Consider the following 18962-nt stretch of genomic DNA (forward strand, 5'->3'; position numbering starts at 1 on the left):
TTTTAGGGTATTTGACTTTTGTCTTTAACAACATATGTACGCGAGCCTCACTTGGTGTGGGTGAACGTCTATATATTCATCATATGCGGAGAAAATAAGAAAAAGCAGAGCGTTTTTTAGCTCTGCTTTTCTTTTTAGAGGACGAGAGTGATGACTAAGATGGCAACCAGTGTATTTGTCGCTGTTGAGATCAGCGTTGCGATATCGGCATCTACTGTTGTCACGTTTACGCCGCGGGAGTTTTCGATGAGTAATTTTTGGCGGTTGATTTGTTTGTTGGCTGTCAGCTGCAGTAAGTCTTGTGCGACCAATTCAGCGATGACTCCGTCAGCGATTGAAGTGAGAGTAGCCGTTACGACTGCTGCATTAAGCGCTGTTACAACGGAAGTGACTGCCTGAACGTCTGTCGATGTCACGTTAATATCGCAAGAATCTCTGATAATAATCGCTTCTTCAGAAACTTGTTTGTTGATGTTCGCTTGGGCCAGGTCTTGGTCAAGGAAGGCGTTATCTTCGCCGAATCCGTTTCCGTTACAGCAAACACTGCATCTTCTGCCTTCTTTTTCTTCTTTTTCTTCTCGCGGATGTTCGCATTCAGGATCAAGTGCAACCCAAGAGTATGGTCTGCTTTCCATATCTATTCCTCCTTTTCTTTTACTATTATTAAATGAGCCGGCCCCTTACTTTGACTCAGGCATATATCCTGATAAAAATCACTATTTTTTAGTTATTGACCGGGATTTTGGCGTCTTTGCCGGAGCTGTTCGATTAATTGTTCTCTGCGGGTTTGCGGAGTTTTCTGCTGCTCTTGTGCTTTTTCCTGCTCTTTTTTCTGTTTCTGGCTTTCAAGAAAAGCTTCTGATTTCGCCTGCATGTCTTTGACTAAAGCGATCAGCATTTCTTTTTCTTCGTCAGGTATTTCCCGTAATTTATCTTTTGTTACGCCGTGTTTTTTGAAGACATTGCTGACAAGCACTTTTAAAAGCGGGTCCACTTCTGGTAGATTTTCGAGTTCTTTTTTGATTTTTTCGTTATCTGCCATTTGTTCTCACCTCTATTTTAAAAAATTTGAATAGAAAGAGTTAAAGGATGTCTAGTTCAGCAAAAAGTACATTTAATAATTGAAACAAAATTTGTACAAAGGCCATGATATCGTCTGCTGTCAGTGTGATTTTGACATTGCGGCTGTTCAGAACTTGAATGACGGTCCTCTTTTTTATTTGGCAATCATCCAGGATCAGCAGTTCGGTTACCATTTGGTCGGCTGTGTCTTCATCTGCGATCACGAGCTGTGTCGCGAGGATAATCGCCGCAGTAACTGAGGCTTGTATAGAAAGAGCGGCCGTTATATGTGTTGTATCTACTGTGACATTTTCGCAATCAATCACTTCGATCTTCTGCTCGAATTCGTTGGATAATTGTTCGAATATTTGTGGTTGCAGTGTTTCAACATTTTCTTCAAACGACATAACCTTCACTCCTTTCTCATTCATACTTTATATAATGCAAATGAAACGCCGAGCGGAATAAGAAAAACAACTAAACCGCACCTATTTTTTTCCCGGACAAGGTGCGATTCATGAAGAACAGGGTTTTCGCATATATATTATGAGGTCAAGTTTTAAAAAGGAGTGAACAGGTGGTTATCAATTGGCTTTCATTTATTCTGTTATCGTTTGCCGTTTTTCGGCTGGCCAGGCTTTTCGTATTTGACACCATAATGGCGCCGCTCCGGAGCCTTTTTCACGAGGAAAAAACAGAAACCGCACCAGACGGCACGACAGAAACCTATATTGTCATAAAAGGCAAAGGCATCAGGGCTTTTATCGGTGAACTGCTCAGCTGTTACTGGTGTACGGGCGTATGGTGCGCCGCCTTTTTAATTGCGGCGCAGATTGTGATTCCCGAGGCTGCGCAATGGCTGATTTTACTTTTAGCCATAGCCGGGGCAGCGGGGATCATTGAAGCTGCGGTTTCGCGTCTTCTCCAGGAATAAGGCGGTTCCATCAGCAACTTACCATTATTTTCTGCATAAAATGGTATATATGACATAAGGAAAGGAAGGATCAACATGAATCAATCAAGCAAACCTTCCCAAAAAACTCCATACAAATCCACTGAGTACCAGCCTTACGAAAAAAAAATTAAAAAGAAAGGCTGCGGCTGCGGCCAAAAGAAAAAACCGAGATAGCCGTTTTCTAAAAAAACCGGGGATTCCGGTTTTTTTGTTTTTTGCCGAACACCGGTCCCTGTTCCGCATAGATCATAGGAGGAGGGGATGTTATGAATATATTTGAAGCATTGATCAATGGAAAATACCGCAGACACAATCAAAATCAGCGGGAGTATAACAAACATATCTTATCTATTGAAAAGCAGCTGTCAGAGTTTGATGAAGCCGGTTTGCGCTTCGAGGAATGGATAGATGTGTTTGCCGCTGAAACCGAAGCCAAACTGAAGAAAAATGAGCATTCTCAATAAAATGAAATGAAATCCGCACCGGCCCTATGCATTTATCCAAGCCAAACAAGTCTCATCACATAGAGTATAGAGAGTAAAGGAGGTGCTTAAGTATGGGATTCGGATATGGCGGATTCGGAGGCGGCTACGGCTGCGGCGGATACGGTGGCGGCTATGTCGGAGGCGGTTACGGCTCAACATTTGTTCTTGTTGTCGTATTGTTCATCCTCTTGATCATTGTCGGTGCATCCTTTTTCGGCTAAACCTTAGCTAGACCCAGGATAAGCGCGGGATCGTTCCCGTGCTTGCCTGATGTATGAAAACGGGGTATGCGGAATTTCCCGTTGTCTTACGGGCACATGTTCCGCCCTTTGTTCATACAATATCGTATTACTCCACAAAAAGGAGGCACAACATGGATAATCAATTTTTTAAAAATATTGAGAAGAAAACAGGCGTCAGCATGAAGGATGTCATGAACCTCGCGGGATCATTGCAAAATGCAAATTTCAAAGATGAAAACACGGTGAGAGGTGTCATTCAGAAGGTATCCCAGCTGGCTAACAAACGTGTACCGAAAGAATTGGAAGACAAAATCGTTCAATCAATTACAAGCGGTAAAGAGAAACTTGATTTTGGCACCATTTCTAAAATGATGGACAAAAAATAGGCGTCAGCCGGCCTTATTGAAGGCCTTTTTATGTGAGAAGAACCCGGCAGTGATCTGCCGGGTTCTTTATATTCTGAGTGCGCTCCGTCTGTCCGTCCGAAGAAGGGGTTCGAGAAATCTTGAACTGCGCGCTGTTTTCCCCCGTCTGTTCGCGGGACATGATACATATAAATGCTGCATGGCCCTTGTCATTGCCACGTACAGAAGCCGTCTTTCTTCTTCGAGCGGAGCGGGATCGCCCTGTCTCGCCGTCTCAAGCGCGAAGTCATGGGGGATTGAGCCGTCAGCCGCGCCTAAAATATAGACCGTATTGAATTCAAGACCTTTTGAGCGGTGAATGGTCATCAGTTCGACGCCGTTTTCATCGGTTTTCAAATTCTCGGCGGCGCGCATATGATCGACATGCGCCAGAAAATCCGGAATGGTTTTAAATTTTTTGGCGGCCACTTTGACATCCCGAAGATCATCAGAGCCTTTTTCCAGCTTGTTTCCTTCATTGCCCCGTTTTTTTAAATACTCGGAAAAGCCCATTTTGCTTTCGGCGAAGGTGATGGCTTCAACAGGCTTCATTGTCCGGATGCTGGCGAAAAACGGAACGATCTGCTTGATCTTCCCTATTTGAAACGGCTTCAGGTCAGGCAGTTTCGTCAGCGCCTTAATCATCGTGCAATCTTCTGTGATTGACAGCGCCTTTAGCGTTTGCAGGGCGGATTGCTTTAAAAATAAGGCCGAAAGCAGATCTTTCACTGCATCCGTATCATCCTCGTTCTGGCTCGCGTATAGGTAGGCGAGGATCTGCCGGACGATTCTGCGGCTGTAAAATGTCTGCACACCCCTGTCGGCATGGTAAGGGATTGATGATTGATGCAGTCTTTCATAAATGGCCCGCCCGGCGCTGTTTGTCCGGTAAAGCACGGCAAAATCGCCAGGGCTCGCACCGTTTTGAATTTTCTCTTTTATATCCGAAACGATCATGGTCGCTTCTTCTTCCTCATCGTAAGGATAAAACATCACGGGATCGTGAGCGCCGTCTTTGACGGCAGAAAGTGTTTTTTCATACCGTTTTTTATTTTTCTTTACGACGGTATGAGCACTTGAGACGATCGGATGCGGCGAGCGGTAATTTGCCGTTAAGTAAATGGTTGTTGCTGCCGGATAGTCTTTCTGAAAATCAAGGATGAAAGACGGGCTGCTGCCGCGGAACGCATAAATGGATTGGTCGTCATCCCCCACGCAGCACAGGTTATTCTCAGGGCTTGCGATCAGCTGCATAATTTTATACTGTACAGGATTAATATCTTGAAACTCATCAATCAAAATATGAGAAAATCTGTTTTGATACTGTGCGAGAATATCAGGCCGGCTTTTTAACAGCTCATAACAGCCTTGGGCCATGTCATCAAAATCAAACTGCCGATTTTCCCGCTTTTGCCGTTCATAATGTTCATAGAGCCTGTATACTTTTTTCTCCCAGTCATCCGCAAGCGGAATTGTCTCATGGGGGAGGTACGTGTTTTTCCAGCAGCCGATAAGCTGAAGCGCCTGGTCGACGGGAAACTCTTTTTCATCCAAATGTTCTTCATAGAGCGCCTTTTTTACATATTGCTCTCTCTGCCATTCCATTTTTAGAAGCTGGCTGCCGTTCCATTTTGAAGAATCAAAATGATAGAGTATTTTATAGAAAAAGCTGTGGAATGTTCCCGTCACGAGACGGGAGACTTTGCCGGCTGCCAGCCCGTATTCAGTCGCCATCCGCTCTTTCATTTCGGCGACAGCTTTTGTCGTAAAGGTCACAAGCAGCATGTTCTCAGGTGAAATGCCGAGATGTTCAATCATATGGGCGGCGCGGGCTGTCAGCACCCTCGTTTTTCCGCTTCCCGCTCCGGCGAGCACCAGCAGGGGCCCGTCGGTTTCTGTGACTGCCCGCATCTGTTCACGGTTCAGTCCGATACCGGGAAACAGCGATGTATCAGCTGCTTCAGATATTGGTGAAAACGGCTCGGCTGCAGGCACTTTTTTCGGGCTTTTCCATTCTGAGACGATCGGTTTCGGATTCTCTGAAATCGCTTTTCCTTTCGGCAGGCGGAACATGCCGGCTTCCTTATACTCATCCTTTTCCTTCTCCGCTTTTGGCTCCTTGGCCGCGCATGCTTTTTCACAGGCGGTAAAGTCTCCCTTTTGCCGGTGATAAAACGCCGGCTGCTCTAAAATCGAAAGCCGCATGAAGACGGGCTGGTCACAATGTGCGCAAAAAATATTTCCTTTCTGAGCTTCTTCAAAAAGGAATTGGTAATGTTCTCTAGAATATGTATGTAAATGTATCGTTCGGTTATTCAGTCGGGCGCATTTCAAAAAGGGGTCCTCCCATTAAAAGGTGTTCATCCATTTGATAGACAAAGAATATCATAACAAAAGAACCGCGTTTCAAAAAGTAAGATTAAGGGAAATGAAAAGCTGAAGGGGAGGGGTACATATGATTTATGCAGGACGGATACAAAACCAGCAGTATACTCAATACGCAAACCGGACAGCGGGTTATAGGCCTGATTACGCCGGCATTACGAAAGCGGCCGCCCTCGCCAATGACAGGAGGTACAGAGAGGTGGAGCGCCGCCAGGAAAACACCGCAGCCGCAGAAAAGAACGTACATGAGGAAAAACGTAAGCGCTCTCTTTCCCGTCTGCCGCAAATTATGGGAAAAGGCCGATTGATTAATCAATACGTGTGAAAAACCCGGAAAATATCCGGGTTTTTTTGAGTCGTATATATAAAAGGTGAAGAAGGAGATGATTTTTTTGAGAAGGTTTACATTATTCATCGCGGGGTTATTTTTATTCGGCCTCTTTATTGCCGGAATGAAACCGGCGCACGCAGAGGCGGGCTCCGCAGCAAAAGATGTCACTCTCACACAGCTGGCGCCGCATGTTTGGATGCATACAAGCACCGGCATGGCAGACGGAAATCCCGTCCCTGCGAACGGATTGCTCCTTGAGACGTCCAAAGGAATCGTACTCATTGATACGCCATGGAATGACAGTCTCACAGAGCAATTAATGACAAAAATAAAACAGCAGTTTCCCGGTAAAAAGATGACCGATGCCATTGTGACACACGCCCATGACGATCGCATCGGCGGGCTGAACACCCTGTATACATACGGCGTAAAGGTCCACAGCACGAAGCTGACAGCCGACTTCGCCCGGAAGCAGGGATATGACCGGCCGCTCGGAGATTTGAAAAACGTGACCAAGCTGCAGTTTGGCGATATGAAAGTTGAAACGTTTTATCCGGGTAAAGGGCACACGGAAGACAATATGACTGTCTGGCTGCCTCAGGATAAGCTCTTATTCGGCGGATGTTTAATCAAGTCTTTAGAAACAAAGGAAATCGTGCCTACTCCTGGGTTTTACCCGGACCACTGGCCGCGAGCCGTCCGCAAAGTGATGAAAAGATATCAGGACATCAGCATTGTCGTTCCGGGCCATGGCAGTCCGGGGGATGACCGTCTGCTGCCGCATACGATAAGCCTCCTGAAAGAAAAGCAATAAAGAAGACCGGCGCTCCCATTACGGAGTGCCGGCTTTTTTTATCTCTTTCTGATTTTCATAAAACAAAGGAAAGCAAGTGCAAGCGCCAAAACGGCATATCCCGCTATCGGCCAAACATGCTGATGAAATGAAGAATAATCTCCGGAGATGACTTCCTGAGCCAGCTCGATCGAGTGGATAAACGGCAAGGCATAAGCGATATGTTTGAACGTCTCACCGAGCAGATTGACATCCATCCAAGCTCCGCCCAGAAATTGTACGAGTGTTATATAAATCGTTCCGATACCCGAAATTTGTTTGTCCGTAAACACAGCACCTAAACATAAACCGAAGAAAACGGACATCATCGCAATCGGCAGCAGTACAGCGATACCGGCGAGAAGATTGATCCATTCGGCTGATAAACCGGCCGCCGCTGCTGCGGTAAAACAAATGACAATTTGTAAAACGGCTAAGGGCAGCATCGGCAGTGTATAACCGACAACATAATCGGCTGTTTTTAAAGGGGAAGCAAACAAACGGGTCAGAAGAGCGGTCTGTTTGTCTTTTGCGATCAGCAATGCAGAGAACATCGTAAGGAAAGCAAAGCCGAAAACAATGAGTCCGGGTGCTAAATGCTGGACTTTAAAGGTGTCAAGCGGCGCATTTTTCTCAATCGCCGTAAACAGAAACAATAGAATAACAGGCAGTGCGATTCCAAGGATGATAGATAGGGGATCACGAAAAATCTCTTTGCGGTTGCGTATGGCGAAATCAAGCATAAAGACCCGCCTCCCCGTCACAAATCGCTAAAAAGGCATCTTCAAATGTGGCTGAATGAGTTTGCTTTTTCAGAGCCTCTGCCGTACCCAGTGCTTTTAATGTCCCATTTTCTAAAATGCAAATACGGTCTGCCAGGGCTTCGGCCTCTTCTAAATAGTGTGTCGTTAAAATAATCGTCATGTCCCCCTTTAATGCCTCAAGATTTTTCCACAACTCGCGGCGTGAACGGACGTCCAGCCCTAATGTCGGTTCATCTAAGAAATAAATATCCGGCTTTGTAATCATGCCCATGGCGATGCTGAGCCGGCGCTGCATTCCGCCTGATAATGTTTTGGTTTTTGCTCTTTCTTTCTCTTTTAATTGAAACAATTCAAGCATCTCATCCGTTCTTTTTTTTCCTTCTTTTTTTGGAATTCCGTAGACTCCGGCTATAAACTCTAAGTTTTCCCGTACTGTTAAATGAGGGGCAATGGCTGTTTCCTGCGGAGATATATTCATTTTCGGTTTAATTTTATCCAAATCAGTCAAAATGCTGAAGCCGAGCACTGATGCATCACCTTCATCCGGAGAAAGGAGGCCGCAAAGCATGCTGATTAATGTCGTTTTTCCAGCTCCGTTCTCACCGAGTAAAGCGAAAAATTCTCCTTTTTCAACTGAAAAATCAAGACGGTCAACGGCGGCGGTTTCTTTATAATGTTTCGTTAATTGCTTCAGCTCAATCGCGTGCATTTACTCATCCTCGCCATCTGCGTCAATTTGCTTTGCGTTTAAAATATCTTTTGCAAATTCGAAAAAGAGTTCTTGTTTAACAAGTGCGATACCCTGCTGGTCATCCCCGAGCATAAGCAGTGAGTCCCCGGGATTTATATCAAAAACATCTCTTGCTTCTTTAGGAATGACAATCTGGCCTTTTGTGCCAACTTTAACGGTCCCGAATATATGCTTTCCTTTAGGTGCTGTCATGTGTATCCCTCCGTTGTGTGAATTGTATTTTTTGTATGAATTGTAATACTTCGTATACTAAACATACATCAACCTTCCATAAAATTCAATAAAATTCATGAAAAAGTAATATTTTCATAAAAAAAGCACTCCTGCCATATCAGCAGGAGTGCTTTTGATTTTATCGTTTGTGTTCCTTTATCATTTCCAGGTGGGGGATGCCGGCATCGAGAAATTCTTCGCCGGATGTGACGCGGTACCCTTGTTTTTCATAAAACGGAACCGCCTGCGTCTGCGCATGTAAGATAAAGCTGCCGGCGCCCTGGGCGGCCGCCGCTTTTTCAAGCGCCTGCATCATGATGGCTCCGACACCGAGAGAGCGGTGGCTTTTCATCACGCAGATACGCTCTAATTTTCCGCGCCCGTCTTTCAAGCGCCATCTGCCGGCTCCGACCGGCTGACCGCCGTCATAAATGACAATATGCTCTGACGCGTCTTCGAATTGATCAATTTCCTCTTCTTCCGGAACGTGCTGCTCTTTAACAAAGACCTCTTTTCTGACGAAAAAAGCGTCGTTCAGATGTTTTTCAGTTTTTGCAACGATGGCTTCCAAACAGTTATTCTCCTCCGCCTAATAAAAATGTTTCGTACACAGTCCATGAGCCGTTATCCAGCTGATACAGCAGGTGAAAACGGTCGATGACTTCTTCGTGGGAAATGTCCTGCATTTTCAGCTGTCCGAGTACGTCGGAATGTTCATCTGACGACAGCTTCTGGCCGACCGTGACATGCGGAACGAAGCTGTATTCCGGCTTACCGGACAATGCTCCTGAATAGCATTTCTCACTCAGAGTTTTTAATTCCTCCGTCGGCTCCGCTTTCATATATATCACATTATTCACAGGAGAAAACGAGCTGTATTTTGTGATCTTCAGAACGAGCGGATGCGACTCTTTCGCCGTCTGTCTCAGCTGTGATACGATCTGCTCGATTTCCTGTTCTGTCGCTTCAAACGGATCTCTTACCGTCAGATGCGGCGGTATGAGCGCGTAGCTCGGGTCGTAGCGTTTCCGGTACGAATTTGCGAGATCCTGTAATTTTTTTGATGGAAATAAAACAATACCGTATTTCATGAAAGTTCCCTCCTTAATGAATGGTTACAGCATTTTTTTCAGCGCCGGCGTGATGAGCGGCTGCCAGTATGTCCATTTATGATCCCCGTCAAAGGTTTCATACGTGTATTCAGACTGTTTGCTTTCCAGCAGCTGTTTGAGCTCTTCGTTCGGCGCGGTGAAATCAAGCACCTGGCCGTCCGTCGTGTGGACATCGGTTTCTTTTTCTCCGATTTGATGATAAACGGAAATCTGTTTGAGATCCTCCGACTGCCGGACGGCATCCAGCACGTGCCCGTCAACATACGGAGACTGCATGATGACGTTTCCAAACATGTTCGGATAGTCAATCGCCGTCATGAGCGAGACGGTTCCGCCGAGGGAATCCCCGATCATGGTGCGGCCGTATCCGACTTGATAAGTCGGATATTCTTTGTCGATAAAAGGAACGAGCTCATTTGCGATAAACCGTTTATATGAGGCGAACTTAGAGCCTTCGGGATGGTATGTGTTTCTTCGCTCCCGCACATTTTTATATGGGACGCCGATAATGATGCAGCGGTCAATTTCCCCTTTTGACATGAGCTCTTCCGCCTGCCGCCCGATCCTCCCTAATCTGAAATAATCATGGCCGTCCTGGGCGATGACCGTATGATATTTATACAGAGGGGAGTAAGTGTTGGGCAGGTAGACCAAAACGGTCATTTCTTCTTCAAGCTCATGAGAGAAAAGTTTTTTCTCATGAATGATTCCGGTTTTCGGTGCCACTTCGCATTCCTCCAGGCCGCTTCTTGTCTTGATGGTTTTTCCCTATTGTACCATGAATTATTAGAAATTTCTTTCTTCAGATGCACTTCTTGCGAGAGTTCAGAAAATTAAAAAGTTGTTGAAATCCATTTTATAGTGCGTTAATATAGAACAATCAGAAAATACAAAACAATATTCTTATCACGAGAGGTGGAGGGACTGGCCCTTTGAAACCTCAGCAACCGGTTTGCTTTGCCGCGGGAAGGCAAAGTGCCAAGGTGCTAAATCCAGCAAGCGATTCACATGCTTGGAAGATAAGAGGAAGAGAAAAGCTCCTTCTTCTTATGAAGAGGGAGCTTTTTTATTTTTGAAAAGGATGGTGCTTACTGATGACGCAGCATGTTGAAACAAAATTAGCCCAAATTGGAAATAGAAGCGAAGAAGCAACAGGAACGGTCAGTCCGCCGATTTATCTGTCCACCGCTTACCGACATAGAGGAATAGGAGAATCTACAGGTTTTGATTACGTGCGCACGAAAAACCCGACACGCCAGCTCGTTGAAGACGCTATCGCCGTGTTGGAAAACGGTGCGAGAGGCTTTGCTTTCAGCTCGGGAATGGCAGCCATTCAAACGATTATGGCTTTATTTAAAAGCGGGGATGAATTGATTGTATCCTCCGATTTATACGGAGGCACATACCGTTTGTTTGAAAATGAATGGAGAAAATACGGCTTAAGCTTTATTTACGATGATTTCAGCGATGAAGACTGTTTACGCTCCAAATTAACGGAAAACACGAAAGCGGTATTTGTTGAAACGCCTACAAACCCGTTAATGCAGGAGGCGGACATTGAAAAAATCGCCCGGATTACGAAAGAAGCCGGCCTGCTCTTGATTGTCGATAATACGTTTTATACCCCGGTCATCCAGCGCCCGCTTGAACTGGGAGCCGATATCGTCATTCACAGCGCCACAAAATATTTAGGCGGGCACAATGATCTCCTTGCCGGTCTTGCTGTCGTAAAGGATGAAGAGCTCGGCGACATCATGTTTAATCACCAAAATGCGATCGGAGCCGTTCTCCCGCCGTTTGATTCGTGGCTTTTAATGAGAGGGATGAAAACACTCGGGCTCAGAATGCGGCGTCATGAAGAAAACGCCCGTGAACTTGCAGAATTTTTAGAACAGGAAGAAGAAATCGCCGACGTGTTATATCCCGGAAGAGGCGGAATGCTTTCTTTCCGGCTGCAAAAAGAGGAATGGGTCAATCCATTTTTAAAGGCGCTGAAAACGATCTGTTTTGCAGAAAGTCTCGGCGGGGTGGAAAGCTTTATTACATACCCCGCGACACAGACGCACATGGACATTCCGGAAGATATCCGTATCGCAAACGGCGTCTGCAACCGCCTGCTGAGATTTTCAGTGGGAATTGAACATGCAGAAGATTTGAAGCGGGATGTAAAGCAGGCGTTACAGCAAGTAAAAGAGGGGGCCGTGTCATATGAGTAATCAAAATTGGACGCTGGAAACCCAGCTCGTGCACAATCCATTTAAAACTGACGGAGCTACAGGAGCCGTCAGCGTGCCGATTCAGCATGCTTCCACATTTCATCAGTCTTCCTTTGAAGAATTCGGGACATATGACTACAGCCGCTCAGGCACACCGACAAGAACAGCGCTTGAAGAAACGATCGCAGGTCTTGAAGGCGGAACGAGAGGTTTTGCTTTCAGCTCCGGAATGGCGGCGATTTCGACGGCGTTTCTGCTCTTATCCCAAGGCGACCATGTTCTTGTCACGGAGGATGTGTACGGCGGAACATTCCGCATGGTGACAGAAGTGCTGTCCCGTTTCGGAATCGAACACACTTTTGTCGATATGACGGACACAGAAGCGGTTGCCCGCGCCATCCGGCCGAATACGAAAGCCATCTATATGGAAACACCGTCAAACCCGACGCTCGGCATCACGGACATTAAAGCCGTCGTCGAGCTGGCAAAAGAACACGGCTGTCTGACATACCTTGACAACACTTTCATGACGCCTGCACTGCAGCGGCCGCTTGATCTCGGCGTAGATATCGTGCTTCACAGCGCGACGAAATTTTTAAGCGGCCACAGCGATGTGCTGTCAGGCCTTGCCGCCGTCAAGGATGAAGAGCTCGGCAATCAGCTGTATAAGCTGCAAAACTCATTTGGAGCGGTGCTCGGCGTACAGGACTGCTGGCTCGTATTGAGAGGCTTAAAAACGTTGCAGGTCAGACTGGAAAAAGCGAGCCGGACGGCTGAACGGCTGGCTGCCTTTTTTGACGGGCACCCCGCCGTCAAAAACGTTTATTATCCCGGCCTTGTCGGACACCCGGGAGCCGATACCCATAAACGGCAAGCAAGCGGAGCGGGCGCCGTCCTGTCCTTTGAACTGGAAAGCAAAGAAGCCGTCAAAAAGCTGGTCGAAAATGTATCTCTTCCGGTATTTGCGGTCAGCCTCGGCGCCGTTGAATCCATTCTCTCATACCCTGCAACTATGTCGCATGCCGCCATGCCGAAAGCGGAGAGGGAAAAACGCGGCATCACAGACGGCCTTCTGCGCCTGAGCGTCGGAGTCGAAAACGCCGAAGATTTAGAACGCGACTTCGAACAGGCATTGAAAAAAATAACTCCCGCCAAAGTCAGATTATAAATGAAAAGGGCGGCGCCAATTGAGCGCCGCCCCTTTTTTTATTTTTGATAAAAAAGTGTTGACGAACGGCTAAGCAGGATATATAATTATAAATGTCAGAGAGACAACAACATACCCAGCAACACATACATATCATGATTCCGTAGCTCAGCTGGGAGAGCGCTACCTTGACAGGGTAGAGGTCGCTGGTTCGAGCCCAGTCGGAATCATACACTGCGGTTAGAGGCGTTATATTAACGTTTCTAGCCGTTTTTTATTGTGTTGACTTAGTCGTATTAAGGCGCAGGGTAGCGGCGGGCCGTTACCGTGTTTGAACGTTTCTTATTCTATTAAACCGGAATAGGAGGCGTTCTTTTTTTATGGATGATATTCGAAAAGGGAAACCGATTAAGCGAACACGCAGGCGTAAACTCCGTGATCTCGGTGACTTAGACGGATTATTTCAGACGTTCATCACGATAAAGACGGCCGAAGGGAAAGCGAAAGGAACGTTACAACAGTATCGCGATAATTATAAATCTTTTACTACGTTTCTTGAGGAATTCGATATACCTCGTTCTCCTACGGCTATTGATCGAGATACAATACGGGACTACATAAACTATATGCGCAATGATTGGGTGCAATTTAAGGGGAACGTTTATATATCGGATGAGGAAAAGAAGCGAGGTCTATCAGATAGCACGATAAATACGCGCTTAAAAACACTGCGAGTAATGTATAACACCTTAGAAAGCGAAGGACTTATTGATAATAATATAATGCACAGAGTTAAGAACGTACAAGAAATAGAAGAGCCTATTATTATTTTGCAACCAGATGAGCTACAACGCCTTTTAAAAACGCCTGATAAGAAAAACTTTGCAGATTTTCGTGATTATGTATTGATGAACGTATTGTTAGACGGAATGATGCGGATCGGTGAAATAACACATGTTGAAAAGCGAGATTTTGATTTTAAATCCTATATTCTAACGATTCGATCATCTATTGCGAAAAATCGAAAGACAAGATATATACCTTTACTACCTACTACATGTCGGTTAGTTCAAGAGTTAATCGCAGAAAATGAATTGGATTTTAAAAGTGATTATGTTTTTCTGACAAACTACGGAGCTCGTCTTGACAGAAATCATTTTAGAAAGAGATTAGTTGATTTCGCGGCAAAAGCTAACGTGAAAAAGAAGGTGCACCCTCATTTATTTAGGCATACAGCCGCTACTATGTTTTTGGAGAATGGAGGAGATAGCCGAATGCTTCAGAAGCTACTCGGTCATTTAGATTTACGAATGATTCAGAGATATACACACGTGGCTGATAAATCCGTAGCGAAGGCGCATGCCAAACATACAGTGATGAACTATATTATCAAAGCTCAAGCTATGCCCCGAAAAATAAAAAGATCCTAAAAACACACACAAAAAAAAGAACGCCATCCAAAGGAAATAAATTCCGATAGATAGGACGCCCTAACCTACGTCTATCTTATCGAAAAAAAGCGTACTTGTCTACGTTTATTTAAGCGCGCCTGATTTTCCGACGGAACGGTGTCTCTTAACGAGGAGAAAGCCGTATGTACACGAAAGAAGCCTCTAAAATGGCGTCGTTCCGTTCAGTGGACGAGCTAAATGGCGCCATCCGTACGCACATATACCACAATAAGTCCGATCTAACGCCTGCCGCAATCGAGGTTCTAAAGGTGTTGTCTCGTCATGCCGTCAAAACGCCGGGCGTGGCGTACCTGAAGCTCGCATCTATCGCGGAATTAATCGGCCGGCACCGCGTTACCGTGATTCGGGCCGTTAAGCGTTTAGTCGATCTCGGTATTATCCGCAAAGAAATTAAATACCGGCCGATATCCGGCGGCAACGGCGCCAATATGTACGTCATCCAGCCGGCGGCCGATGTTACTCCGTCTGTGTTACCCCGCCAAGAAGCCGAAAAGCCAACGGAGACAACGGCCGAGGCACCGAAAACGGAAAACGAAGCTGTTATTTCTCAAAGCAAATTAAAGTTCTTACAGAATACGTATGCTGCGTTTAAATCTGCGGTCAATACGTTTGTTAGCGATCGGAAATTAACGAGCAAGCTGTACGGCATATACCTTGCGCATACGTCGTATTTAAAAGGCGTGTATGCTGCCGATATTCTTCAAGGAATCGGACTGGAATCCGTTCGTCAAACGTTTATAGCGACTAAACGGAAGCCTATCCGCAACTTGGCCGGCTATTTTAACGGCGTACTGGATCGGATGCTCGATGGGCTATTTGCTGCGCGATTTGATTCGTTAACGCCTCGTTAACGCCTTGTTAACGTCTTCGTGCGTTAATTCGTCGTTTTGTTAGCGGATAGTTTCGTTCGTGTTTCGTTGGTATTTAAGGATTAATTACCTATTATAGTTCGGTTTTTATTGGGATATGTTTGTTTTTATTTAGTTAAATAGGGTTATTTTTCGTTATTACTCTTATGTTTAATGCCTGTTTTCGGTAATCTCAAAATGGGAGGCGATTTTTTATGCATTCAGAAAACCGAAAAGGTAAACGTGTAAAAAGAAAAATGAAAATGGAGCGTACAAATATTTATTCGTTAGAGGAATTATTTGAACGCTTAGTGCGTGCCAAGCGCGCCGAAAACGTCGTTCAGGAAACGATCGATAAGTACATGCGCGCTTGTCGGTATTTAACGAAGTACGCGGAAGAGATCGGGGTGTCCGCAGACATACGCCATATTGACGTTGACTTTGCGCGCGGGTTTGTCGCGTGGTTGATCAACGATAAAATAAAGTTCGACGGTCATAATTTCAAATTGAACGAGCATAAGACGCAGGGGTTATCCCCGAGGTCAGTTAACGACTATATCAAGACCATACGGACTTTCTTTCGTTTTTTGATCGATGAGGATTTGGCTATGGAAAATCCTTTTTTGAAGTTGAAACTCCTTACGGAACCGCAAGATGTTATTGAGATATTGACCAAATCAGAACTTAGACAATTACTAGCTGCACCATACCTAAGGTCCTATCCAGAATTCCGAGACTTCGTAATTATGACTTGTTTAATCGATTCTTTGTGTAGGGTAGGCGAGATACTTTCGTTGAAAATTGAAAATATAGACTTTTCTTCAAACTTTTTAATATTAGAAGGGACAAATACGAAAACCCGAAAAGGAAGACTAATACCTTTACAAGGTAGGACAGTGAGGCTTATAAAAGAACTGATTAAAGAGAACGAAGAATTCGATAGTGAGTATGTTTTTCTAGCAAACTACGGTGAGAAGATGACAACTAATAACTTTAGGCAGCGTTTGAACAACTATGCTGATCGGGCCGGCATCAAAAAGCGCGTGCATCCTCATTTGTTGCGTCATACCGGGGCAACTATGTTTTTAGAAGCCGGAGGAGACATCCGGCATTTACAGATGATACTTGGACATAATGATCTTCGAATGATCAAGAGGTATACGCATTTATCCGGAAAATCGTTGAAAGAACAGCACGATAAATTCTCGCCTCTTGTGCAAATCAGTAGTAAGGCTGGTCGTAAGAGAAAAGTTAACAACGATACGGATAAAAATTTTAGAAAATTACCTTGAAAATTATAGTTTAATACGACGTCCCAGACGTTGAGGTATATCGGCATTACTGCGGAAGAATCCGAAGTAGCTTACGAGGCTATCGAAGTATAGGGGTTACAGTAACCAGCCACACCTACCGAGGACGGTCGCCCCGAACTCATGGGGTGGCGGCATGTTACGCCAGCAATACGGCACAGAGTCGTAGGCATGCGGTAGGTAGCACAGGAATGAAGGCGCAGCAAACCGCGTCAGATCAACGATTAGCCGGATAATAGGCCGCAGTATATTCGGGGCATATTGCGCCCATGTGTATGACTGCATGTAACACTAACGCATAACCAGTATGCAGTATCTTATACATTGTATGCGGCATAGGGCATCCGGCATGACGTTGATACGGCGCGGTTTAAGCGTTGCATAAAATACGTAAGAAACAATGCGCGTTCGAAACGTCTTTAAACGTTATTGTATCAATGATTGTCGATGATTTCGAATGTAACTCAAGTTCATTCTGTTAAATTCGGTATTCAATAATATGAATCAGGTATACAGAACCAACCGAAAAGAATATTTTTAATCACACGACCCCCAAAGCCCCCTAACACGACCCCCGCAACTTCTGTTTTTAATTAGCGCACAAATTTTTAAACTCGACGGGTTGCTGCATACGAAAAAAGACGCCGATTTATTCAGCGTCCTCTTCCGTGGCTTCTTCAATTTCGAATAGCTCATCGACTTCTACGCCGAGCGCCTTCGCAATCGAAAAAACGTGCCAGTCTTCATGTCGACTATTCTTATCGAAACGTGATATTGAACCTTGCGGCACACCCGATGCTTCCGATAGTCTTACCTGCGTCCACCCTTTCGTCTTCATAACGGCGTTTAGACGCGGCGTTGCGTTTAGTTTCATTTCGACCACCTCTGCGACCATTATAATTTATTTAAATAGAGAACGGATAGTTTATCCAGTTTTTTAGCGCAGATTTAAAATGCGAAAAATAAGCAATCAGATCGCTAGCTAAAGCACCGGATTAAGAAGAAAAACGGATTATAGGAGATCCCTTCGTTTAATTTATAATGTTATCGCAAAAAGCGTTTGATCTAAATATTTTTTTAAAACAACCGATATTATATTTGAGGTGATAATATATATTGCGCTATTTAGAAAGTTCACACCCAATTGTTGATAGGTTAGCGATGTGTCTTAGTATACTGTGCTGGTTTATTTATCCAATTTTACTCTTCGGTTTTGCTTACATGCGAGAATTCCAGCTTCCTTACTATATATTACTGAACTTAAGTTTCTTTATGTTTTTGCAAGTATTACTCACTGTGGTACACGAAAAAGCTCATGCATACGCGGCTTCTTGCTTTTCATTGAAAACTGAGATTAGCTACCGTAATAAAGATAAAAAACATTTTAGAGATGGACAAAAATTTTTCAAACCATGTTGTCTATTTAAGGGTGATGCAAAAATCAGTAAGATTGCTTTCGTTACTATTGCAATTGCGCCTGCAATTACGCTTTCATTAATATTTTTGTTGTTTTTATTACTTTTCAAGACATATTTATCTCAATTTTCAGATGTGTTTTATTTTGGAGTTTTGTTGTACGTAATAAAATTAAGAGGTTGTTCAGGTGATATTAGTCTTATAATTGGAGCGTTAAAGCAGTCTAAGGGCGTTAAATTTCAACAATTAGACGCGGGTAACTTTAGAATACTTTAAAAATGAAGAAGACGCCTTACGGGCGTCCTTTTTGTATTAACTATAAGCGATGCAAAAAATATACTGAGTTTTATAAGTGGATTTTCACACTTTATAAAAAGTTTACGATGTCTAGTTTAAAAAAATCTGCTTAAATGTTAGTTATACATAATTATCTTTGGATACTTTATCGTATATCCAGTAATATAGTTTTTCATACAAAAAATTAACCTCGTTCTTCATATGAATGTAATCAATGCCAAAGTTTTCTTTACCATCACCGTAAACATTCTCCTCAAGCTGTTGGTCGAAAGGATATCTAAAATAAATGGAGTATGGATCAAAATTATTTAACTCAATTATTAATACATGAAGCTTTCTTAATACTTTTTTGCTTTCATTATCTTTTGAAAATAAATAACTTTTACGTAATTCAGAGGTAACCATATCCCATAATGGACTTAAGTTATGTCTATTTAATTTATCTTGGATTTTTGTTTTGTCTAATTTTCTCTTTATGTAAGCATGATATAAAATTGCTTTTAGGCATAACTCAATTGAGTGTCTGTATAGATAAATAATTGGAATGATTGTACTATCAATGGAATGATTGTTCAAGCCTTCGTATGATGAAATTAACTTATCGGCAGATTCTTTAAAGTAATTGGAATATAGTATTAAATGTTCATCGTGGGATCTGAAAGTTTTCTGCCAGTTAGGATAAGCATTTTTATAAATATCAATATTGCTTTTGAAAATCAA

General features: G+C 44.1%; 24 protein-coding genes, 1 tRNA gene and 1 riboswitch. Of the genes, 13 read left to right on the top strand and 12 right to left on the bottom strand.

Annotated features, from left to right (window positions below):
- Nucleotides 1-134: 134 nt before the first annotated feature.
- The 3 genes from cotX to ICW23_RS01440 all read right to left on the bottom strand — a co-directional run bounded on the left by cotX (nucleotide 135) and on the right by ICW23_RS01440 (nucleotide 1469).
- On the bottom strand, nucleotides 135-635 hold the full coding sequence (gene cotX, locus ICW23_RS01430; protein ID WP_016938204.1) for a spore coat protein CotX: 501 nt from the start codon (nucleotides 633-635) through the stop codon (nucleotides 135-137).
- Between the two features lie 92 nt (nucleotides 636-727).
- Entirely contained in the window at nucleotides 728-1042 is a 315-nt protein-coding gene (locus tag ICW23_RS01435; protein ID WP_016938203.1) for a hypothetical protein, read from the bottom strand.
- Nucleotides 1043-1082: 40 nt separating this feature from the next.
- A complete protein-coding gene (locus ICW23_RS01440) occupies nucleotides 1083-1469 on the bottom strand; it encodes a spore coat protein (protein WP_016938202.1) in 387 nt (128 codons plus the stop codon).
- 170 nt (nucleotides 1470-1639) lie between these two features.
- Here ICW23_RS01440 and ICW23_RS01445 point away from each other — a divergent pair, with 170 nt between their 5' ends.
- The 4 genes from ICW23_RS01445 to spoVIF all read left to right on the top strand — a co-directional run bounded on the left by ICW23_RS01445 (nucleotide 1640) and on the right by spoVIF (nucleotide 3130).
- Complete coding sequence (locus ICW23_RS01445) at nucleotides 1640-1996, top strand: DUF1360 domain-containing protein (protein WP_015388440.1); 357 nt, start codon at nucleotides 1640-1642, stop codon at nucleotides 1994-1996.
- 287 nt (nucleotides 1997-2283) lie between these two features.
- Nucleotides 2284-2481: a hypothetical protein gene (locus ICW23_RS01450; RefSeq protein ID WP_016938200.1), complete on the top strand. Its 198-nt coding sequence runs from the start codon at nucleotides 2284-2286 to the stop codon at nucleotides 2479-2481.
- A 92-nt stretch (nucleotides 2482-2573) separates the two neighbouring features.
- Entirely contained in the window at nucleotides 2574-2723 is a 150-nt protein-coding gene (locus ICW23_RS01455) for a YjcZ family sporulation protein (RefSeq protein WP_016938199.1), read from the top strand.
- A gap of 152 nt (nucleotides 2724-2875) precedes the next feature.
- Nucleotides 2876-3130 (top strand): sporulation-specific transcription regulator SpoVIF, encoded by a 255-nt coding sequence (gene spoVIF / locus ICW23_RS01460; RefSeq protein WP_016938198.1) that lies wholly within the window; start codon nucleotides 2876-2878, stop codon nucleotides 3128-3130.
- 66 nt (nucleotides 3131-3196) lie between these two features.
- Here spoVIF and ICW23_RS01465 read toward each other — a convergent pair whose 3' ends face one another.
- Nucleotides 3197-5482 (bottom strand): ATP-dependent helicase, encoded by a 2286-nt coding sequence (locus ICW23_RS01465; protein WP_188153908.1) that lies wholly within the window; start codon nucleotides 5480-5482, stop codon nucleotides 3197-3199.
- Between the two features lie 121 nt (nucleotides 5483-5603).
- On the opposite strand from ICW23_RS01465, the gene ICW23_RS01470 reads away from it, so the two are divergent.
- Together ICW23_RS01470 and bla are read left to right on the top strand one after the other, a co-directional pair.
- On the top strand, nucleotides 5604-5858 hold the full coding sequence (locus ICW23_RS01470; RefSeq protein WP_099745149.1) for a hypothetical protein: 255 nt from the start codon (nucleotides 5604-5606) through the stop codon (nucleotides 5856-5858).
- Between the two features lie 58 nt (nucleotides 5859-5916).
- Nucleotides 5917-6678, top strand: a complete 762-nt coding sequence (gene bla / locus ICW23_RS01475; protein WP_395940943.1) for a subclass B1 metallo-beta-lactamase — start codon at nucleotides 5917-5919, stop codon at nucleotides 6676-6678.
- A 38-nt stretch (nucleotides 6679-6716) separates the two neighbouring features.
- On the opposite strand, the gene ICW23_RS01480 is transcribed toward bla, so the two are convergent.
- The 6 genes from ICW23_RS01480 to ICW23_RS01505 all read right to left on the bottom strand — a co-directional run bounded on the left by ICW23_RS01480 (nucleotide 6717) and on the right by ICW23_RS01505 (nucleotide 10262).
- On the bottom strand, nucleotides 6717-7439 hold the full coding sequence (locus ICW23_RS01480) for an ABC transporter permease (protein WP_049628272.1): 723 nt from the start codon (nucleotides 7437-7439) through the stop codon (nucleotides 6717-6719).
- Nucleotides 7432-8169, bottom strand: coding sequence for an ABC transporter ATP-binding protein (locus tag ICW23_RS01485; RefSeq protein ID WP_016938193.1), 738 nt, complete (start codon nucleotides 8167-8169; stop codon nucleotides 7432-7434). Before ICW23_RS01485 ends, ICW23_RS01480 begins: the two co-directional genes overlap by 8 nt.
- Nucleotides 8170-8403, bottom strand: coding sequence for an AbrB/MazE/SpoVT family DNA-binding domain-containing protein (locus ICW23_RS01490; RefSeq protein ID WP_016938192.1), 234 nt, complete (start codon nucleotides 8401-8403; stop codon nucleotides 8170-8172).
- Between the two features lie 160 nt (nucleotides 8404-8563).
- Nucleotides 8564-8995, bottom strand: a complete 432-nt coding sequence (locus ICW23_RS01495) for a GNAT family N-acetyltransferase (RefSeq protein ID WP_016938191.1) — start codon at nucleotides 8993-8995, stop codon at nucleotides 8564-8566.
- 4 nt (nucleotides 8996-8999) lie between these two features.
- Nucleotides 9000-9515 (bottom strand): YjcG family protein, encoded by a 516-nt coding sequence (locus ICW23_RS01500; protein ID WP_016938190.1) that lies wholly within the window; start codon nucleotides 9513-9515, stop codon nucleotides 9000-9002.
- 24 nt (nucleotides 9516-9539) lie between these two features.
- Entirely contained in the window at nucleotides 9540-10262 is a 723-nt protein-coding gene (locus tag ICW23_RS01505) for an esterase family protein (RefSeq protein WP_016938189.1), read from the bottom strand.
- Between the two features lie 174 nt (nucleotides 10263-10436).
- Nucleotides 10437-10562: riboswitch (SAM riboswitch) on the top strand.
- Between the two features lie 68 nt (nucleotides 10563-10630).
- Between ICW23_RS01505 and ICW23_RS01510 the strand changes: the two genes are divergently transcribed.
- The 6 genes from ICW23_RS01510 to ICW23_RS01535 all read left to right on the top strand — a co-directional run bounded on the left by ICW23_RS01510 (nucleotide 10631) and on the right by ICW23_RS01535 (nucleotide 16511).
- Nucleotides 10631-11752 carry a methionine biosynthesis PLP-dependent protein gene (locus tag ICW23_RS01510; protein WP_016938188.1) on the top strand — a complete coding sequence of 374 codons (1122 nt, stop codon included), beginning with the start codon at nucleotides 10631-10633 and terminating at the stop codon, nucleotides 11750-11752.
- Nucleotides 11745-12920: a cystathionine beta-lyase gene (metC, locus tag ICW23_RS01515; RefSeq protein WP_016938187.1), complete on the top strand. Its 1176-nt coding sequence runs from the start codon at nucleotides 11745-11747 to the stop codon at nucleotides 12918-12920. Before ICW23_RS01510 ends, metC begins: the two co-directional genes overlap by 8 nt.
- Nucleotides 12921-13056: 136 nt before the next feature.
- Nucleotides 13057-13129, top strand: a tRNA-Val gene (locus tag ICW23_RS01520).
- Between the two features lie 150 nt (nucleotides 13130-13279).
- Nucleotides 13280-14329 carry a tyrosine-type recombinase/integrase gene (locus ICW23_RS01525; protein ID WP_024085137.1) on the top strand — a complete coding sequence of 350 codons (1050 nt, stop codon included), beginning with the start codon at nucleotides 13280-13282 and terminating at the stop codon, nucleotides 14327-14329.
- Between the two features lie 164 nt (nucleotides 14330-14493).
- Nucleotides 14494-15222 (top strand): helix-turn-helix domain-containing protein, encoded by a 729-nt coding sequence (locus ICW23_RS01530; RefSeq protein ID WP_168768883.1) that lies wholly within the window; start codon nucleotides 14494-14496, stop codon nucleotides 15220-15222.
- Between the two features lie 212 nt (nucleotides 15223-15434).
- Nucleotides 15435-16511 carry a tyrosine-type recombinase/integrase gene (locus tag ICW23_RS01535; protein ID WP_188153910.1) on the top strand — a complete coding sequence of 359 codons (1077 nt, stop codon included), beginning with the start codon at nucleotides 15435-15437 and terminating at the stop codon, nucleotides 16509-16511.
- A gap of 667 nt (nucleotides 16512-17178) precedes the next feature.
- Here the strand turns inward: ICW23_RS01535 and ICW23_RS01540 are convergent.
- Nucleotides 17179-17403: a helix-turn-helix domain-containing protein gene (locus ICW23_RS01540; RefSeq protein ID WP_069473309.1), complete on the bottom strand. Its 225-nt coding sequence runs from the start codon at nucleotides 17401-17403 to the stop codon at nucleotides 17179-17181.
- 242 nt (nucleotides 17404-17645) lie between these two features.
- Between ICW23_RS01540 and ICW23_RS01545 the strand changes: the two genes are divergently transcribed.
- Nucleotides 17646-18221, top strand: a complete 576-nt coding sequence (locus ICW23_RS01545; RefSeq protein WP_188153911.1) for a metalloprotease family protein — start codon at nucleotides 17646-17648, stop codon at nucleotides 18219-18221.
- A 141-nt stretch (nucleotides 18222-18362) separates the two neighbouring features.
- Here ICW23_RS01545 and ICW23_RS01550 read toward each other — a convergent pair whose 3' ends face one another.
- Nucleotides 18363-18962, bottom strand: a complete 600-nt coding sequence (locus ICW23_RS01550) for a hypothetical protein (protein ID WP_160222968.1) — start codon at nucleotides 18960-18962, stop codon at nucleotides 18363-18365.

The sequence above is a fragment of the Bacillus sp. 1021 genome, assembly GCF_014534735.1.
Taxonomy (GTDB): Bacteria; Bacillota; Bacilli; order Bacillales; family Bacillaceae; genus Bacillus; species Bacillus siamensis.

Excerpts from the sequence above, each read along its gene's own strand:
- cotX (WP_016938204.1), bottom strand. The coding sequence starts at position 635 with ATGGAAAGCAGACCATACTCTTGGGTTGCACTTGATCCTGAATGCGAA.
- ICW23_RS01435 (WP_016938203.1), bottom strand. The coding sequence starts at position 1,042 with ATGGCAGATAACGAAAAAATCAAAAAAGAACTCGAAAATCTACCAGAA.
- ICW23_RS01440 (WP_016938202.1), bottom strand. The coding sequence starts at position 1,469 with ATGTCGTTTGAAGAAAATGTTGAAACACTGCAACCACAAATATTCGAA.
- ICW23_RS01450 (WP_016938200.1), top strand. The coding sequence starts at position 2,284 with ATGAATATATTTGAAGCATTGATCAATGGAAAATACCGCAGACACAAT.
- ICW23_RS01455 (WP_016938199.1), top strand. The coding sequence starts at position 2,574 with ATGGGATTCGGATATGGCGGATTCGGAGGCGGCTACGGCTGCGGCGGA.
- spoVIF (WP_016938198.1), top strand. The coding sequence starts at position 2,876 with ATGGATAATCAATTTTTTAAAAATATTGAGAAGAAAACAGGCGTCAGC.
- ICW23_RS01470 (WP_099745149.1), top strand. The coding sequence starts at position 5,604 with ATGATTTATGCAGGACGGATACAAAACCAGCAGTATACTCAATACGCA.
- bla (WP_395940943.1), top strand. The coding sequence starts at position 5,917 with ATGATTTTTTTGAGAAGGTTTACATTATTCATCGCGGGGTTATTTTTA.
- ICW23_RS01480 (WP_049628272.1), bottom strand. The coding sequence starts at position 7,439 with ATGCTTGATTTCGCCATACGCAACCGCAAAGAGATTTTTCGTGATCCC.
- ICW23_RS01485 (WP_016938193.1), bottom strand. The coding sequence starts at position 8,169 with ATGCACGCGATTGAGCTGAAGCAATTAACGAAACATTATAAAGAAACC.
- ICW23_RS01490 (WP_016938192.1), bottom strand. The coding sequence starts at position 8,403 with ATGACAGCACCTAAAGGAAAGCATATATTCGGGACCGTTAAAGTTGGC.
- ICW23_RS01500 (WP_016938190.1), bottom strand. The coding sequence starts at position 9,515 with ATGAAATACGGTATTGTTTTATTTCCATCAAAAAAATTACAGGATCTC.
- ICW23_RS01510 (WP_016938188.1), top strand. The coding sequence starts at position 10,631 with ATGACGCAGCATGTTGAAACAAAATTAGCCCAAATTGGAAATAGAAGC.
- metC (WP_016938187.1), top strand. The coding sequence starts at position 11,745 with ATGAGTAATCAAAATTGGACGCTGGAAACCCAGCTCGTGCACAATCCA.
- ICW23_RS01525 (WP_024085137.1), top strand. The coding sequence starts at position 13,280 with ATGGATGATATTCGAAAAGGGAAACCGATTAAGCGAACACGCAGGCGT.
- ICW23_RS01530 (WP_168768883.1), top strand. The coding sequence starts at position 14,494 with ATGTACACGAAAGAAGCCTCTAAAATGGCGTCGTTCCGTTCAGTGGAC.
- ICW23_RS01535 (WP_188153910.1), top strand. The coding sequence starts at position 15,435 with ATGCATTCAGAAAACCGAAAAGGTAAACGTGTAAAAAGAAAAATGAAA.
- ICW23_RS01540 (WP_069473309.1), bottom strand. The coding sequence starts at position 17,403 with ATGAAACTAAACGCAACGCCGCGTCTAAACGCCGTTATGAAGACGAAA.